At 71.8% G+C, this 15803-nt stretch carries 16 protein-coding genes and 1 tRNA gene; 8 read left to right on the forward strand and 9 right to left on the reverse strand.

Going from position 1 to position 15803, the window contains the following annotated elements; all coding sequences use genetic code 11:
- Nucleotides 1-40 precede the first annotated feature (40 nt).
- The 4 genes from OG392_RS18845 to OG392_RS18860 all read right to left on the reverse strand — a co-directional run bounded on the left by OG392_RS18845 (nucleotide 41) and on the right by OG392_RS18860 (nucleotide 2959).
- Nucleotides 41-499 carry a copper chaperone PCu(A)C gene (locus tag OG392_RS18845; RefSeq protein ID WP_329280889.1) on the reverse strand — a complete coding sequence of 153 codons (459 nt, stop codon included), beginning with the start codon at nucleotides 497-499 and terminating at the stop codon, nucleotides 41-43.
- Nucleotides 496-1227, reverse strand: a complete 732-nt coding sequence (locus tag OG392_RS18850) for an SCO family protein (RefSeq protein ID WP_329280891.1) — start codon at nucleotides 1225-1227, stop codon at nucleotides 496-498. Before OG392_RS18850 ends, OG392_RS18845 begins: the two co-directional genes overlap by 4 nt.
- A gap of 47 nt (nucleotides 1228-1274) precedes the next feature.
- The gene (locus OG392_RS18855; protein ID WP_329280893.1) at nucleotides 1275-2057 is read right to left on the reverse strand and encodes a YcnI family copper-binding membrane protein; all 783 of its coding nucleotides are present in this window, start codon (nucleotides 2055-2057) and stop codon (nucleotides 1275-1277) included.
- A 110-nt stretch (nucleotides 2058-2167) separates the two neighbouring features.
- A complete protein-coding gene (locus tag OG392_RS18860; protein ID WP_329280894.1) occupies nucleotides 2168-2959 on the reverse strand; it encodes a hypothetical protein in 792 nt (263 codons plus the stop codon).
- Between the two features lie 213 nt (nucleotides 2960-3172).
- Between OG392_RS18860 and OG392_RS18865 the strand changes: the two genes are divergently transcribed.
- Complete coding sequence (locus OG392_RS18865) at nucleotides 3173-3622, forward strand: ATP-binding protein (RefSeq protein WP_329280897.1); 450 nt, start codon at nucleotides 3173-3175, stop codon at nucleotides 3620-3622.
- Between the two features lie 63 nt (nucleotides 3623-3685).
- Here the strand turns inward: OG392_RS18865 and OG392_RS18870 are convergent, their stop codons facing one another.
- Nucleotides 3686-5146, reverse strand: coding sequence for an aminopeptidase P family protein (locus OG392_RS18870; RefSeq protein ID WP_329280899.1), 1461 nt, complete (start codon nucleotides 5144-5146; stop codon nucleotides 3686-3688).
- Between the two features lie 139 nt (nucleotides 5147-5285).
- Nucleotides 5286-6737, reverse strand: a complete 1452-nt coding sequence (locus OG392_RS18875) for a PP2C family protein-serine/threonine phosphatase (RefSeq protein WP_443054814.1) — start codon at nucleotides 6735-6737, stop codon at nucleotides 5286-5288.
- Between the two features lie 566 nt (nucleotides 6738-7303).
- Between OG392_RS18875 and OG392_RS18880 the strand changes: the two genes are divergently transcribed.
- Together OG392_RS18880 and OG392_RS18885 are read left to right on the forward strand one after the other, a co-directional pair.
- Complete coding sequence (locus OG392_RS18880; protein WP_329280904.1) at nucleotides 7304-7984, forward strand: bifunctional DNA primase/polymerase; 681 nt, start codon at nucleotides 7304-7306, stop codon at nucleotides 7982-7984.
- Nucleotides 7985-8134: 150 nt separating this feature from the next.
- Complete coding sequence (locus tag OG392_RS18885) at nucleotides 8135-8794, forward strand: hypothetical protein (RefSeq protein ID WP_329280906.1); 660 nt, start codon at nucleotides 8135-8137, stop codon at nucleotides 8792-8794.
- 219 nt (nucleotides 8795-9013) lie between these two features.
- Here OG392_RS18885 and OG392_RS18890 read toward each other — a convergent pair whose 3' ends face one another.
- The 3 genes from OG392_RS18890 to OG392_RS18900 form a co-directional block, all read right to left on the reverse strand.
- Nucleotides 9014-9991, reverse strand: a complete 978-nt coding sequence (locus tag OG392_RS18890) for a DUF5926 family protein (protein WP_329280908.1) — start codon at nucleotides 9989-9991, stop codon at nucleotides 9014-9016.
- Nucleotides 9992-10247: 256 nt separating this feature from the next.
- Nucleotides 10248-10850, reverse strand: coding sequence for an ATP-binding protein (locus tag OG392_RS18895; RefSeq protein WP_329280910.1), 603 nt, complete (start codon nucleotides 10848-10850; stop codon nucleotides 10248-10250).
- 223 nt (nucleotides 10851-11073) lie between these two features.
- Nucleotides 11074-11895 carry a glycerophosphodiester phosphodiesterase gene (locus tag OG392_RS18900; RefSeq protein ID WP_329280912.1) on the reverse strand — a complete coding sequence of 274 codons (822 nt, stop codon included), beginning with the start codon at nucleotides 11893-11895 and terminating at the stop codon, nucleotides 11074-11076.
- Nucleotides 11896-12101: 206 nt separating this feature from the next.
- Between OG392_RS18900 and OG392_RS18905 the strand changes: the two genes are divergently transcribed.
- The 5 genes from OG392_RS18905 (at nucleotide 12102) to OG392_RS18925 (ending at nucleotide 15627) form a co-directional block, all read left to right on the forward strand.
- Nucleotides 12102-13574: a S1C family serine protease gene (locus tag OG392_RS18905; protein WP_329280914.1), complete on the forward strand. Its 1473-nt coding sequence runs from the start codon at nucleotides 12102-12104 to the stop codon at nucleotides 13572-13574.
- A gap of 48 nt (nucleotides 13575-13622) precedes the next feature.
- Nucleotides 13623-13709: transfer RNA gene (locus tag OG392_RS18910), tRNA-Ser, on the forward strand.
- Between the two features lie 254 nt (nucleotides 13710-13963).
- Nucleotides 13964-14173, forward strand: a complete 210-nt coding sequence (locus OG392_RS18915; RefSeq protein ID WP_329280916.1) for an antitoxin — start codon at nucleotides 13964-13966, stop codon at nucleotides 14171-14173.
- A 203-nt stretch (nucleotides 14174-14376) separates the two neighbouring features.
- Nucleotides 14377-14901, forward strand: a complete 525-nt coding sequence (locus tag OG392_RS18920; protein WP_329280918.1) for an O-acetyl-ADP-ribose deacetylase — start codon at nucleotides 14377-14379, stop codon at nucleotides 14899-14901.
- A gap of 420 nt (nucleotides 14902-15321) precedes the next feature.
- On the forward strand, nucleotides 15322-15627 hold the full coding sequence (locus OG392_RS18925; protein WP_329280920.1) for a hypothetical protein: 306 nt from the start codon (nucleotides 15322-15324) through the stop codon (nucleotides 15625-15627).
- The last annotated feature ends 176 nt before the right edge of the window (nucleotides 15628-15803 follow it).

Consider the following 15803-nt stretch of genomic DNA (forward strand, 5'->3'; position numbering starts at 1 on the left):
GGTTCACTCCGTCAGTTCTGTGAGAACTCCGTCAACGCGCTCAGTGCTGCTGCGGGTTGTGGTTGGCGGCTTCGACGGGAAGGTCGACCTTGATCGGGTCGGACTTCTCGAAGTGGAGCTCGATGCTGACCTTCTCGCCCTGCTTGGGCTTCGTCTTCAGCTCCATGAACATGATGTGGTTGCCCCCGCGGGCGAGCTTCAGCTCCCCGTTCGCGGGGATGTCGAAGGACTTCACCGGCTGCATCTTCTGGTTCTTCGTCTCGTGGATCGTGACGTCGTCGGAGATGGCGCTGGTGACCGAGGTGAGCTTGTCCGCGGTGCCGCTGTCGTTCTTGATGGTGAGGAAGCCGCCGGCCATGTCCATCACCGGCTGCGGCATGAACGCGCCGCTGACCTTCAGGTCGGGCTTCCCGTCCTCGGACGAGGACGAACACCCGGTCAGTGCGAGCGCGGCGGCGAGCGCCACGGAGGCGGACAGGGTGGTGGTGCGGCGGTTCACGGGTTCTCCCCCTTGATGAGCTTCGGCAGATCCTTGGCGTAGTCGTCGACGCTGGTGTCCTCGCCGTACAGGACGTAGCCCTGGTCGGTCGTCGGCGAGAAGGCGATCACCTGCGCTCCGTGCATGGAGACGACCTGGCCGTTCTCCTTCTTCGGCGGGTCGATGCCGATGCCGATCTGCCGTGCCCCCGCCTGGATGGTGGAGAACGCGCCGGTGAGACCGGTGAAGGAGGGGTCGCCCGCGGCGGGCAGCCACTTGGCGAGCTCGGCCGAGGTGTCCCGCTCGGGGTCGGTGGTGACGAAGACGACCTGGAGCTTGTCCTGGTCGGCCTTGGGGAGCTGCTTCCTGGCGATGGCGATGTTGCTCATCGTCATGGGGCAGACGTCGGGGCAGTGGGTGTAGCCGAAGTAGATGAGCGTCGGCTTGCCCTTGGTCCGCTCCCGGAGGTCGTACTTCTGGCCCTTGGTGTCGGTGAGGACGAGTCCGGGCTTGGTGAACGGCCGGTCGAGGACGGTCGCGGCCTTGGTGGAGTCGTCGCCGCCGGAGACCACGGCGACCGAGCCGGAGCCGTCGGACGCGGACGTGTCGTCGCCGCCCCCGAGGCCGACGGCCGCGGTGATGCCGATGGCGGCGACGATCGCGACCGCGGCGACGATCAGCGGGGTGCGCCGCCCGGGACGGGCGGGGCCGTCCTCGGGCGTCGGAGAGGGTGTCTTCTCTGCGGACATGCTGGTTCTTACCGCTTCTTTCCGGGTTCTCTGGAGGAGGGCGGGCGTCAGGCCGAGCGGCGGCGGCCGGCGAGGACACCGAACGCGACGCCGGCGATGCCGACGAGGATGCCGATGACGCCGAGGATCCGGGCCGTGGTGTCGGAGGAGTCGGCGGCGGCCGTCTCCTTCTTCGTGTCGGCCTTGTCGTCGTGGCCGGCCTTGTCGTCCGCCGCGGCCGGGGTGGTGGCCGAGGCGGAGGGGGCGGTGCCGCCGTGGTGGTCGGCGGAGGCGGCCGAGAGCTTCAGGACGGGGGCGGGGTTCTGCGGTTCCTCCGCGCCCTCCTTCTGCTCCTCGATCCAGCGCACGACCTCCTTGTTGTCGTACGTCTGGATCGCCTTGAGGACCAGCTGGTCGGCGTCCTCGGGCAGCTGGCCGAGGGAGAGCGGGAACTGCTGGAACTGGCCGGGGCCGATCTTCGAGCCGTCGGCGGTCCACGTCACCTTGGAGACGGCCTCGTTGATCGTCTTGCCGTGCAGCTCCAGCGGCTTGCTGAGCTTGCTCTTGGTCACCTCGGCCTTCCAGCCGGGGATGGGCTGGGGCATGACGGAGGCGAGCGGGTGGTCGAGCGGGAAGTTGACCTCGACCTTCACGGTGGAGGCGTTGTCGCGCTCGTTCGGCACCTTGATGTTGACGGTCGCGTAGCCGCCCTTGGCGGCCTCGCCCTGCGGCTGCACGCTCACGTGCGCGAAGGCCGTGCCGGAGAGCAGCACGACGGAGGAGAGGGCGATGCCACCGGCGAGGGCGACCCGGGTGGCGGCGACACGGGAGGAGACACGGGAAACGGTCATGGCAGAAGACACTCCAGCTCGGAGGAAGGCGAGGGAGTCCGGCGCGCCGGGGGCGGACCCTGGACCGGCGTGCGGACGGGCACGGCCCCGCTCCCTGTGAGCGGTCCGTGTCAGGCTGCGAGAACGCAGTCGGCGATCGGCGGGCCGCGCCTGATCACCGTGTGCTGGAGTGCCTCGGCCACCGGTGGCGGCGAGGAGGCGAAGGCCGTACGGAGGGTCCGCCGCGGCCCCGGTCCGGGCGTCGCCGCGAGGCCGTTGAGCAGCGCGCGTACGAGTCGCAGCGCGGCCCGCAGCGAGCGGACGAGAGCGCACTCGGCGAGCTCCGTCGCCCCCTGCTCGGAGAGGTCGACGAGGCGGACGAGGGCCCGGTCGCCGCGGCGCAGCAGCCAGCCCGTGGCCAGGGCGGCCAGCAGATGGCCGAGGAGCATGGGCAGACCGGGCAGCAGCTCACCGGCGGGCGAGGCCGCCGCGGCGGCCGTGTGCCCGAGGTGGTGGGCGCCGGTCTGCGCGGTGGCCGGGTCGATTCCGGCGTCGCGGATGATCCTGGTGGCGTCGGCCGAGGTGAGGGACGAGGTCCCCGCGCCGCAGACGAGTCGCGCCGCCATCCGGACGAGGGCGTCGTCGGCCTGGGGGCTCAGGCCGAGCTGGCGCTGGCCGAGGCCGAAGAGGACGTGCAGCCCGAGCTGTCCGCCGGCGAGGGCGCCGACGACGAAGCGGAGCGAGCGTTCCCGTCCGGTGAAGAGGACCGTGATGCCGAAGACGCCGAGGAATCCGGCGAGCAGCGTCCACAGGGCGATGCCCGCGCAGGCGGCGATGGCGTGCCCGAGCGCGGACAGCACGACGCAGACCGCGGTGAACACCGCGGCCCTCAGCAGCCGTGGAGCGAGCGCGGGGGCATTCATGGCGGGCCCATCATCGCACCACGGGCCCCACCGGTATGAGGCAGGTCCAGAAGGTCGTTCTTGGGGCTCTTGGGGGCCTTCGAGGTGACATACACCGGCGCGCGGGCCCGGTGTATCCGCCGAACGAGCGCTCTTGACGCGTCCGTGCGCTTACGAAGGGTTCTGTCCGGCAATAGGTATCGGTATGTCGAGCCGCTGCCGGGAGGCTGGAGCATGAGCATCTGGTGGTCACTCCATCTGCGGCGCGAAGCCGCGAGCGTGCCGCTCGCCCGAAGGCTTCTGCTGGGCACGATGGAGACGGCGGGTGTCGATCCCGACGTGTCGTACGAGTTGTCGGTGGCGCTGACCGAGGCGTGCGCGAACGCGGTCGAGCACGGCGGCGACGGCCCCGAAGGGTCGGGTGCGGCGGGCAGGGCCTATCGGGTGACGGCGTACCTGGACGGCGAGACCTGTCGTATCGAGGTGGCGGACTCGGGCCCCGGTTTCCCCGGCGTCGAGCTGCCCGCCGCGCCGTCGGACGCCGAGAACGGCCGGGGGCTGCGCCTCATCGAGGAGCTCGCCGACCATGTGCAGTTCGGCAACCGGTCGGGCCGGGGCGGCGCGGTCGTCAGCTTCGACAAGATCCTGAAGTGGAAGGACAGTCCTTCCCTGCTCATGGCGTGAGCACGGGGAAGGGCCCCCGCCGGTCGGTCGGCGAGGGCCCTTCGGTTCCAACGTACGCGGACGTCAGCCCTTCAGCGCGGCCATCCACGCCTCGACCTCGTCGGCGTGGCGCGGCAGCGCGTCCGAGAGGTTCCGGTTGCCGTCCTCGGTGACGAGGATGTCGTCCTCGATCCGGACGCCGATGCCGCGGTACTCCTCGGGCACGGTCAGGTCGTCGGCCTGGAAGTACAGACCGGGCTCGACGGTCAGGCACATGCCCGGCGCGAGGGTCGTGTCGACGTAGGCCTCGGTGCGCGCGGCGGCGCAGTCGTGGACGTCCATGCCGAGCATGTGACCGGTGCCGTGGAGGGTCCAGCGGCGCTGGAGACCGAGCTCCAGGACGCGCTCGACCGGTCCCTCGACGAGGCCCCACTCGACGAGCTTCTCGGCGAGGACGCGCTGCGCGGCGTCGTGGAAGTCGCGGTAGGCGGCGCCGGGCTTCACCGCGGCGATGCCGGCCTCCTGCGCCTCGTACACGGCGTCGTAGATCTTGCGCTGGAGCTCGGTGTACCGGCCGTTGATCGGCAGGGTGCGGGTGATGTCCGCGGTGTAGAGCTCGGTGGTCTCCACGCCGGCGTCGAGCAGCAGCAGGTCGCCGGAGCGGACGTCGCCGTCGTTGCGCACCCAGTGGAGGGTGGTGGCGTGCGGGCCGGCGGCGCAGATGGAGCCGTAGCCGATGTCGTTGCCTTCGACGCGGGCGCGGAGGAAGAAGGTCCCCTCGATGTAGCGCTCGCTGGTGGCCTCGGCCTTGTCGAGGACCTTGACGACGTCCTCGAAGCCGCGGGCCGTGGAGGCACAGGCCTTCTCCAGCTCGGAGATCTCGAAGGAGTCCTTGATGAGGCGGGCCTCGGAGAGGTAGACGCGGAGTTCCTCGTCGCGCTCGGCGGTGACCTTGTCGGTCAGCGCGGCCTCGATGCCGGCGTCGTGGCCGCGGACGTTGCGGACGGGGCCGGTGGCCTCGCGCAGCGCCTCGGCCAGCTCGCGGACGTCCTTCGCGGGGACGCCGAGGAGCTGCTCGGCCTCGGTGAGGGAGTGGCGACGGCCGACCCACAGCTCGCCCTGGCCGTCGAGCCAGAACTCGCCGTTCTCCCGGTCGGAGCGCGGCAGCAGGTAGACGGTCGCCTGGTGGCCGCTCTTCGTCGGCTCCAGGACGAGGACGCCGTCCTGGGTCTGGTCGCCGGTGAGGTACGCGTACTCGGTGGAGGCGCGGAAGGCGTACTCGGTGTCGTTCGACCGGGTCTTGAGCTTGCCGGCCGGGATCACCAGGCGCTCGCCCGGGAAGCGGGCGGAGAGCGCCGCGCGGCGCTCGGCGGTCTTGCCGGCCTGGGCGATCGGCTCCAGGCCGTGCAGCTCGGTGTCGGCCCAGCCGGACTTCATGCTCTCGGCCAGCTCGTCGGAGACGCCCGGGTACAGGCCGTTCTTCCGCTGCTTGATCGCCTGTTCCTCAGTCTCTTCCGGGGTCTCCGGCGTGAGCTCCTCGGCCACGGGTCTGCCTCCTCTTGGTACGACACTGAACCCCCACCATCGTACGGTCGTACGGAAGGGGGCCCAGGGCCGGAAGACCCATTACCGGAATGTCACGCTCCGCTTACCTGTGCCCACGCGGACGGCCACCCCGCGCGGCTCAGTCGAAGCGGGCGGCGAGCAGGACCACGTCCTCCCCGTCCGTGGCGAAGTCGAGACCCTCGGGCAGCACGGTCCGCAGGACGTGGTCGGCGATGGCGCCCGGGTCGCCCCGGTCCGCCCTCGGCACGCTCGACGCGGCCGCGTGGAGCCGCGCGAAAGCCCGGTCCATGGCGTCGCCGGTACGGCGAAGCAGCCCGTCGGTGTAGAGAAGCACCGTTTCTCCGGGCTCCGGGGACAGCTCCACGCTCGGTGCCTCCCAGCAGGACAGCATCCCGAGCGGGGCGGACAGCGAGGTCTCGACGAACTCGGTGCGGCGCTCCCCGATGACCAGCGGCGGCGCGTGCCCCGCCCCGGCGAGGACGATCCGGCGCCGCGCCGGTTCGGCGTACGCGAAGAGCGCGGTCGCCGAGCGGGCCGGTTCGGTGAGCCGGAGCAGCAGCTCCAGGTCGGACAGGACGGCGACGGGGTCCTCGCCCTCCATCACCGCGTACGCCCGCAGGGAGGCGCGCAGCCGCCCCATGGCCGCCAGCGCGCTCGGTCCGGTGCCGGAGACCGAGCCGACGGCGAGGCCGAGGGCGCCCTCGGGCAGCGGCAGCGCGTCGTACCAGTCGCCGCCGCCCCGGGGGCCGGTGCGGTGGCGGGCGGCCAGCTGGACACCGGGGACGCGGGGGAGCCGGCTCGGGAGCAGCTCCTCCGCGATCGTGGCGACCCGCACGCGGGCGCGTTCCACCTGGAGGAGGCGGGCGAGGTGCTCGGTGGCGAAGCGGCCGTAGAGCCCGATGAGGTGGCGCTGGCGGTCGGTGGGCTCCGCGGGCTCGTCGTAGAGCCAGACGGCGGCGCCCAGCCGGCCGGCCTCCTCGGTGGCGAGGGGCAGGGCGTAGCTGGCGGCGTAGCCGAGGCGGGCGGCGACCTCGCGGTGACGCGGGTCGAGGCCCTCCTCGGTGCGGACGTCGCGGATGGCGATCGGGTCGGGGACCCGCTCGGGGTGGACCGGATCGGGGAGGCCGTCGAGGAGGCGGCCGTAGCTGCTGGTGCCGCGGGGGACGGTCTCGATCGTGCCGAGGTCCGCGTGGGCGAGGCCGAGGCCGATGGTGGAGGCGGGGCCGAGTCCGTCGGCCGGTTCGAGGACGGCCATGCCGCGGCGTGCCCCGACGAGGGCGGCGCCGGCGCCGAGCACCTCGCGGAGGGCCTCGTCGAGGGAGGAGGTCCTGATGAGGCGCTCGGTGAGTTCGTGGAGGGTGGTGAGGTCGGAGACCCAGGCGGCGAGCCGGTCCTGGATCAGCGCTCCCGGTGGGGAGACCGGTTCGGAGGGCGCTGCCGCCGCGGGGACCCCGGGGAGCGGGGCCGTAGTGTGCGGGGGCCCGGGAACCGTGGAATCGATTCCGGCCACTTTCGGCATGTGTGGGGCGCTCATGTCAGTCGGCTTTCCGACCGGTGCGTTTGACGCCATAGCATCGCAAACCCCCATGTCATTCTGAGCCGCTCGATGCATCCACATGTACACGCACAAGAGGAACGATGTCCAGCATTGTCCCCACGGGACTTGTGGTGTCCGTGAGGTCGTGCGAGAGGGTTGAAGTCCTGGCGAAGTTGGCCGAAAATTGTCCTCGGTGTGCACCTTTTGCGGTCGACTGGCGTCGTTTGAAAGCGCGTCATTCCGAGCGTGCTGGGTACGTAATCGGTGACAGGCAGGGGCAGTTGGAGCTGCCCCGGAACGCGACGCGGGACCCCGGCGTCCTACATGCCGCAGGCCGCAGCCCGTCACCGAGTGGCGGGGAACGTGTTCTGACCCGCCCCTGGTGCTGACCCGGCTCCACCTCGTTCTGACCTGGCTCCACCTGGTACTGACCCGCTCCATCCGGTTTCCATGTGGTCCACCTGGTTCCGGCACGGCCGGCCCCGCTCCGACAGGGGCCGTCATCCCGCCGACCCGGTACGCGCGCTGATACGCACGGTGAAGTGTCCTGCACATGGTGTGATGTGGATTCGGCGTTCAACGGAAAGGAACGAGCGCTCATGCGCGAGATCCTCGGAAGGCGACGCAGGCTCCGGTTCCGGCGCAAGGCGAGGACCGCCCGGCTCGACGCCGCGGTCGCCTTCGCCGTCGAATGGGACTGGCCCGTTCTGCCGGGAGCCGGCCTGAGAGCGACGACCCGCACGTCCGCGGGAGCGGTCTGCTCCTGCCCCGACCCCGAGTGCGCGGTGCCCGGCGCGCATCCCTACGACCCCGGACTGCTCGCGGCCACCACCGACGAGCGGATGATCCGCTGGTGGTGGACCCGGCGCCCGGACGCCCCGGTGGTGCTCGCCACGGGCGGCGGCGCGCCCTGCGCGGTCAGCCTGCCCGCAGTCGCGGGAGCGCGGGCGCTCGCCGCGCTCGACGCCATGGGCATGCGGCTCGGCCCGGTGGTCGCGACCCCGACCCGATGGTCGATCCTCGTCGCCCCGTACGGCCTCGAGCGGCTCGGCGAGCTGCTGTACGCGAAGGACAGCGTCCCCAGCTCGCTGCGCTTCCACGGAGAGGGCGGCTATCTGCTCCTGCCGCCCTCGGTCGCCGGCACCGGACAGGTCCGATGGGAACGGGCCCCGCTCGCGGGCTCGGCGCGCCCCTGGCTGCCCGACGTCGAAGCGGTGGTCGACGCCCTGGTGGAGGCGAGCACGAGCACACCGGGCGGCGGGAGCCGACTGGCGTACTGACAGGTCGGCGGGACGTCCTTCACCCGAACGGGTGTGTCCTGGCCCCACTTGTCGGGGAAACGGGCGCGCGGCCGACCGCGCGCCCGTCGGCCGCCGCTATGTTCGCCCCACCGTTCAAGATCTCCAGCAGAGCAGGAGCAGGTGGGACGCATGGGTCCGGTGAACCTCCGCGTGGTCGGACTCGGGGCCGCCGTCACGGTCGCCGTGCTGCTGCCGCTGGTCGCGACCGCGGGGCCGACGGGCGAGCCCGCGGCGGGCGGGTCCGCACGGTCCGCCGGCGCGGCCGCCGCAGGCGACGCGAAGTCGGGGGACCTGCTCGGGGGGATCGGTCGGGGACCCCGCACGGAGCCCGCCGCCGAATCGGCCTCCCCCGGCACGTCCGGCGCGTCCCGCACGTCCGGCGCGTCCGGCGCCCCCGTCACTCCCCGTGACGACCCCTCGGTTCCGGCGTCCCCGGAGCGGGTCACGCACTGTGGGCCGGAACTCGCCTCTCCCGAGGGGGTCGAGGCACAGACCTGTGTCCTCACGGAGGGCCCCGACACCTGGGGGCGTACCTACTACCGGAACGCGACCGGCCAGAATCTCGACGCGTTTCTGACCCTCATGGCACCCGGCGGACGGACCGTACAGGTCCGCTGCGCGGTCGCCGCGCAGGATGAACCGGGAACCTGTGAAACGCCCAGGGAGCGGGCCCGGGGGGTGGCCACGGCCTATAGGGCGGTAGCGGAATTCGCGGGCACCGGCGAGGGGGACGACACCCCGCTGCTGTTGCGGGCGGGCAGCAACACGGCAGACGGTGAAGGAAGTTGAGCGTCGACGCCCCGGGCCTGCCGGAAGCGGACATGGAAAGGCCCGATCGCTGGCGACGGGGGATGCACCAGCGACCGGGCTTCCAGAACGGTAACAAGAGATCTGCTGTTCGCAAATTCGATCTCGGTTATTCGGACAGGGATTTACCCGTCCGCAGACCGGGTTGTGGCGGAAGTCACCGACTGGTCGGTCTGTCAGTCACCGATACCGCGCGGGGTATCAGCTGAGAGTGACCTGACGGTTCGTGAGGCCACCCCGCGCGCGCCGCTCCTCCGCGGTGAGCGGAGCGTCCGATGCGAGCGCCTCGGTCAGCCTCTCGGCGAACTCGGCGGCGGGCTTCTCGCACTCCTCGGCGGTCATCGCGGTCGGCAGGTCCCAGACCGGCACCATCAGTCCGTGCGCGCGGAACGAACCGACGAGGCGGGTGTCCGCGCCGATGGAGGTGCCGCCGGCGGCCTGGAGACGGGCGAGCGCGTCGAGGAGCTTCTCCTCCGGGTACGGCATGACCCAGCGCAGGTGGTTCTTGTCCGGGGTCTCGCACCAGTACGCCGAGTCGACGCTCGCCAGCTTCACGGTCGGGATCGCGGCAGCGTTGGCCCGCTCCAGGGATGCGGCGACCTCCGGGTCCGCGCCGTCCGCGGACTGCGGGATCCAGAACTCGAAGCCCGAGTGGACCTCAGGGGCGAACGTGGCGTCGGCGTCGAGCAGGTCCTGCAGACGCGGACCCTCGGCCGGGACGCGGCGCGGCGGGACCGGAGTGCCCGGCTCGGTCTCCAGGGCGCGCTGGAGGGTGTCGGCGAGGTCGCGGGCGAGGTCGCCGGAGGTGGAGTCGTTCTGCAGGGCGAGCAGCACGGAGCCGTCGTCGCGGCGGAGCGCGGGCCACGCCATCGGCAGCACGGTCGCGAGCGTCACGGAGGGAACGCCCTCCGGGAGCCCGCCCTTGAGGGTGAGCGGCACGGTGGCGGCGGGGACCAGCTCGCGCAGCGCGACCCAGTCGCACTCGCCGGCCAGGCCCTCGAAGGGGCGCTGGACGAGCTCGGTCACGGCGTGCGCGGCGGCCCGGCCGTGACACGCCTTGTAGCGGCGGCCCGAACCGCACGGGCACGGCTCGCGCGCCCCGACGACCGGGATCTCCCCGTTCGTGACCTGTGCCTGACCGGTCTTGCCGGCCTTCGTCTGGGGGCGCTTCTTGGCCATGGTGTGGCATTCTCCCGATCGCGGCGGTGCGGTGCTTGTTCCGGGCGCGAGCCTAGCCGTACCGCGCACCGACGCCCCTCAGGCGGGCCGCTGCCCCCGGGAGAGGAAGCGGCCACGGGGCGCGGCGCGGGGCCGGGATCGGGTTCCGCGGCCGGGATCCTCGTGCGCGCCGCCGGGACCCCGTACGCCCGCCCGGGCCTCGTACCCCGCCGGGAGCTCGTACGGTGTCGGTCCAGGCCGCCGGGCTCATGCGACGTCAATCCAGGTCGTCGTACGCGTCCAGGATGTCGAAGCGGGAGCCGCCGCCGACGCGGGACGCGAAGTCCTCGCGGCGGTGCCCCTCGGTCACCACCACCCAGACGGTGACCTCGCCGGTCGCGCTGTCCCGTACACCCCAGTCCCGGGCGAGCGCACTGATGATGTTCAGCCCGCGGCCGCCCCGTGCCGTGACCGACGGCGTCGCCGGAACGGGCCGGGTCGGACCGCCTCCGTCCGTCACCTCGACTCTGAGGCCGCCCGCCGGGTCCACCCGCCAGGCCGCCCGTACATCTCCGTCGCCCCGATCCGCGTGCCCCAGCGGCCTGCCGTACCGGCAGGCATTGCTGAGCAACTCGGAAAGGATCAGCACCGCGTCGTCGACGACCGATTCGGACACCCCGCTGCGGTACAGCTCGTCCCGCATCCGGTGCCTCGCCTCACCCACGCCCGCAGGGCCATGGGGTACGGCCATGCTCGACGACGTGGGCACCTCCTGTGCCACCACCAACGCCACCCCCGAGACCTCCTTTGCCCCACGCCACCGTGTGGATGCCCCAATGGCCTGGACCGGAAACCGGCCAATCAGTGTGCGATGAGGCACTCGTGACGATCGCGTAGGCGCGGAACGCGCCGGTGCACACCCTGAAAGTCCTGTGAAGCCTTGTGGCGCAAGGGGAAGAGGGTGCTCAAGGGACTGCTGAGGAGGCGAGAAGAGGTGAGAAAAGGGGAAACGCGAGGTCGGCGGCGAACACGGGAGACGAGAGGCCGGCGGGAAACGCGGGGGATCGCGGTCGGCACGGCCGCACGGCCCTCGACTGCGCCGCTCAGTCGCGGCGCAGCTGGGAGAGCACCTGCTTGGGCCGGTTGGTGATGATCGCGTCCACCCCGAGGCGCTCGCACAGCTCGACGTCCTCGGCCTCGTCCACGGTCCAGACGTGGACCTGGTGCCCGGCCTTCTGGAGCCGCAGGATCACGGTCGGGTGGTGGCGGACGATCCGGATCGAGGGCCCGGCGATGCGCGCGCCCGCGGGGAGCCGTCCGTCGCGCAGCCGCGGCGAGACGAACTGGGCGAGGGAGACGGTGGGCAGCGTCGGCGACGCGGTGGCGATCCGGTGCAGGGAGCGGGCCGAGAAGCTCATGACGCGTACGGGGGATTCGGCGGGGGACGCGGGCGCGTCCAGGCCGAAACGCTTGAGGAGCTGGAGCAGCCGCTCCTCGACCTGGCCCGCCCAGCGGGTGGGGTGCTTGGTCTCGATGGCCAGCTCGACCCGGCGTCCGGCGTCGGAGACCAGTTCGAGGAGCCGCTCCAGGGTGAGGACGGAGGTGTACCCCGGGTCGCCCCAGTCGGGGCTCTCGCGGGAGTCGTCGCGGCCCTTCCAGGTGCCGAAGTCGAGGGCGGCGAGATCGGCGAGTTCGAGGGCGGAGACGGCGCCGCGGCCGTTCGAGGTGCGGTCGACGCGGCGGTCGTGGACGCAGACGAGATGGCCGTCGGCGGTGAGCCTGACGTCGCACTCCAGGGCGTCGGCCCCGTCCTCGATGGCCTTCACATAGGCGGCCAGGGTGTGTTCCGGCGCGTCCTCGGAGGCTCCACGGTGGGCGACGACCTGGAGGGGGACGCTGTTCGGGTGCTGCCGTGCGTGAGTCACGGCGTCATGGTGCCATTGGCGGGGCGGAGCGGGCACACCGGAAGCTGTCCGTTCTGTCCGTATATAAAGGTAGGGGGGTGAACGCACAGCTCCGCCTTACGGCGGCCTGACGTCCTGTGGGAAAAGCTGGTGCAGCACCCTGGACCCCGTGGGTGACCCGTAGGTACCACCACCCCACCCCACGCAGTCAACGAGGAGAGCGAGCTGTGAGCACCGAGAACGAGGGCACGGCGGTACCGGCGGACCACCCGGCTGCCCCGTCCACTCCGTCCACCCCTCCGGCACCTCCGACGCCTCCGACGACTCCCTCGGCGGAGACGCCGGCCGCCGCGCCGGCGGACGCCCCGGCCTTCCCGCCGGCGGACGCCCCGACGGTCGCGCAGACCCCGGTTCCGGAAGCGACCCCGGCGCCCGCGCCGGAACCGACCGCGACCGCGCACGCCCACACCCCTGCGCCCACCCCGGCCGCCGCCGGGGCCGGCTGGCCGCCGCCCCCGCCGACCGTGCCCGCCTGGGGCGCCCCGCTCCCGCCCGCGTCCCCCGCCCCCGCGGGTCCTCGCCGAGGGGCCGGCGGCCTGGTGGCGGCGGTCCTGGTCGCGGCGCTCGTCGCCGGCGGCATCGGCGGCGGCATCGGCTACTGGGCCGCCCAGCGCGGTGACGAGGGCGTCAGCTCCACGACGGTCGCCTCCGGCGAGGCCCCGGCGTCCTTCAAGCGTGAGCCCGGCACGGTCGCGGCGGTGGCCGCGAAGGCGCTGCCGAGCGTGGTCACCATCCAGGCCAAGTCGGGCGGTTCGCAGGGCGAGGGCGGCACGGGCACCGGCTTCGTGTACGACCAGGAAGGCCACATCGTCACCAACAACCACGTGGTGGCGTCGGCGGCGGACGGCGGCACGCTGTCCGTGACGTTCCCGGACGGCAAGGCGTACGACGCGCAGGTCGTCGGCCGGGCCGAGGGCTACGACGTGGCCGTCCTGAAGCTCACGAACGCGCCGAAGGGACTGAAGCCGCTTCCGCTCGGCGACTCCGACAAGGTGGCGGTCGGCGACTCGACCATCGCGATCGGCGCGCCCTTCGGGCTGTCGAACACGGTGACGACGGGCATCATCAGCGCCAAGAACCGCCCGGTCGCGTCCGGCGACGGCTCGGGCGGCAGCAACTCGTACATGAGCGCGCTGCAGACGGACGCGTCGATCAACCCGGGCAACTCGGGCGGTCCGCTGCTCGACGCCGGCGGCGCGGTCATCGGCATCAACTCGGCGATCCAGTCCACCGGCAGCGGCTTCGGCCAGTCCCAGGCGGGCTCGATCGGCCTGGGCTTCGCGATCCCGGTGAACCAGGCGAAGAACGTGGCGCAGCAGCTGATCAGGACGGGCAAGCCGGTGTACCCGGTGATCGGCGCGACGGTGAACATGCAGGAGCAGGGCGAGGGCGCGACGATCGCCTCCCAGGGTTCGGGCGGCACCCCCTCGGTGACCCCCGACGGTCCGGCGGCGAAGGCGGGCCTGAAGGCCGGTGACGTGATCACCGGCTTCGGCGACCACCAGATCGACAGCGGTCCCTCCCTGATCAGTGAGATCTGGACCCACAAGCCGGGCGACCAGGTCGAGATCACCTACGAGCGCGACGGCAAGACGTCCACCGCCACGGTCACCCTCGGCGAACGCACCGGCGACAGCTGACCGGCTAGGCTGTCCCCCGCGCCGCACGTGGACACACCGCCGGCGCGGGGTGGGTTGCCCGAGCGGCCTAAGGGAACGGTCTTGAAAACCGTCGTGGCAGCGATGTCACCGTGGGTTCAAATCCCACACCCACCGCAGTGGACCGGCGAACGCGCCGGTCGGAAGGGGTGCTCCGGATGCCGGGGCGCCCCTTCTTCGCGTGTGGGGGCGGGGACTCCTTGCGGGGCGGGGGCTTCTGACGCGTTTCCCCGGGCCCGTCCCGGGTCTGTGCGGGGTGGTCCGACGTCGTTCCGGGCCGGTCGGGGACCCGGCCGGGTTCTTCTGCGGATGCGGGACCCGAGTGGTGCCGTGATGCTGGAGGGGCTGGAACATTGGCTAGGAGGGCCAGGATGTCTGTGTTCGACAAGCTCAAGGGAATGCTGAAGGGCCACGAGGATCAGGCCTCCAAGGGCGTCGACAAGGCCGGCGACTACGTCGACGGCAAGACGCAGGGCAAGTACACCGGTCAGGTCGACACCGCCCAGGAGAAGCTCAGGGAGCAACTGGGAGGCACGGGTCAGCAGCCGGACTCTCCGCCCCAGCCCCCGCCCCAGCAGTAGCGCGAGCCCCGCCCCAGCAGTAGCGCGAGCCCCGCCCCAGCAGTAGCGCGAGCCCCGCCCCAGCAGTAGCGCGAGGCGCGAAGCGAGCGTCAGGGCGCCCCGGATCCGCATCCGGGGCGCCCTTTTCCGGGGTGTGGCGGGCTCGGCTCTCCGGGTTTCATGGGACGCCGGAAGGGTGTGGGACCGGACGAGGGAGTGGTGTCGTGGTGCGGATCGTGCTCGTGCAGGGGGACATCACGGCCGAGGCCGCCGACGCGATCGTGAATGCCGCGAACTCCTCGCTGCTGGGCGGCGGCGGGGTCGACGGCGCCATTCACCGCAAGGGCGGCCCCGAGATCCTCGCCGCCTGCCAGGATCTTCGCCGCTCGCACTACGGCAAGGGGCTGGCCACCGGGCGGGCCGTGGCGACCACGGCGGGGCGCCTGCCGGCCCGGCACGTGATCCACACGGTCGGACCGGTCTGGTCGCGCGACGAGGACCGTTCGGAGCTGCTGGCCTCCTGCTACCGCGAATCCCTGCGGATCGCGGACGAGTCGGGCGATCGGACGGTCGCGTTCCCCGCCGTCTCCACCGGGATCTACGGCTGGCCGATCGACGACGGCGCCCGCATCGCCGTGGAGACGGTACGAGCCACCCCCACGGACGTGGAGGAAGTCCGCTTCGTGCTCTTCGACGCCCAGGCCTACGCGGCCTTCGAGGCGGCGGTGGGGGACCGGGACGTTCCGTAGCGGGACTCCCGGCAAGCGTCGTCCGAGCGGTCGAACATGCGCGTTCTTCTGTCCGTCCGTTCGGTCTCGGTGTTCCGGGGGCGCGCCGTGGTGATCTTCCGGCTGGGAGATTGGCGGGAAATCTGCCGGAACGCTTCCTCTCTTGGGGCGTACGGGCTGCCTCTGTCCTGAACGCTGTCCGCCCCGGTGAGCTGGACCTTTGCTCAAGACCGCCGGGTTTATCTGCTTGTCCTCACGCTTGCGGGGGAATCGGGCGCTCCGGGGTGGTTCGCCGGGGATTCGGTGGGCAACTCTGGATTCGCGACGTCGAGCACGAACGACCGGGGCGGTCGGCCAACTGCCTTGGGAATGGCCGTACTTCACAGAACTTCAGAGCAGTTCCGTGCACAGCAACAGCTTTCAGTTCCCGGAGGAACAGACATGGCAAGCATCCGTACCGCCCGCATCCTCGCCGTTGCCGCCGCCCTGCCCCTCGCCGCCGCGCTCTTCACGGGGGTGGCCCAGGCCGACAACGGCGGTTTCGCGGACGACGGATCGAACACGAGCGTCGCCACGATCGTCGGCAGCGGCGTGGGTGGGGACAACTTCGGCAACTCGACCACGACGCAGCAGGTGGCGACCGGTTCCGGTGCCTCCAACCAGAACAACACGGCCAGTGTGAACGGCTCCGCCTTCACCCACATCGCCCAGAACAACGCGGTGGTCAACTTCAACCCGTGGTGGTGACCGACCCGGCACGGCAGCCGGCCCGACGGGGGGCGTGACCGCGGTGTGAACGACGGCCTGTACGGCGGTACTTCGGTGCCGCCGTACAGGCCGTCCCGCGTGTGCCCCCGGGCGGCCGCGGTCGGTCGTCGACCTTGACAGGGGTCCTGAATCTGACGGACAGTCAGAAATCTCAG

The sequence above is a fragment of the Streptomyces sp. NBC_00691 genome (assembly GCF_036226665.1).
Lineage (GTDB): Bacteria > Actinomycetota > Actinomycetes > Streptomycetales > Streptomycetaceae > Streptomyces.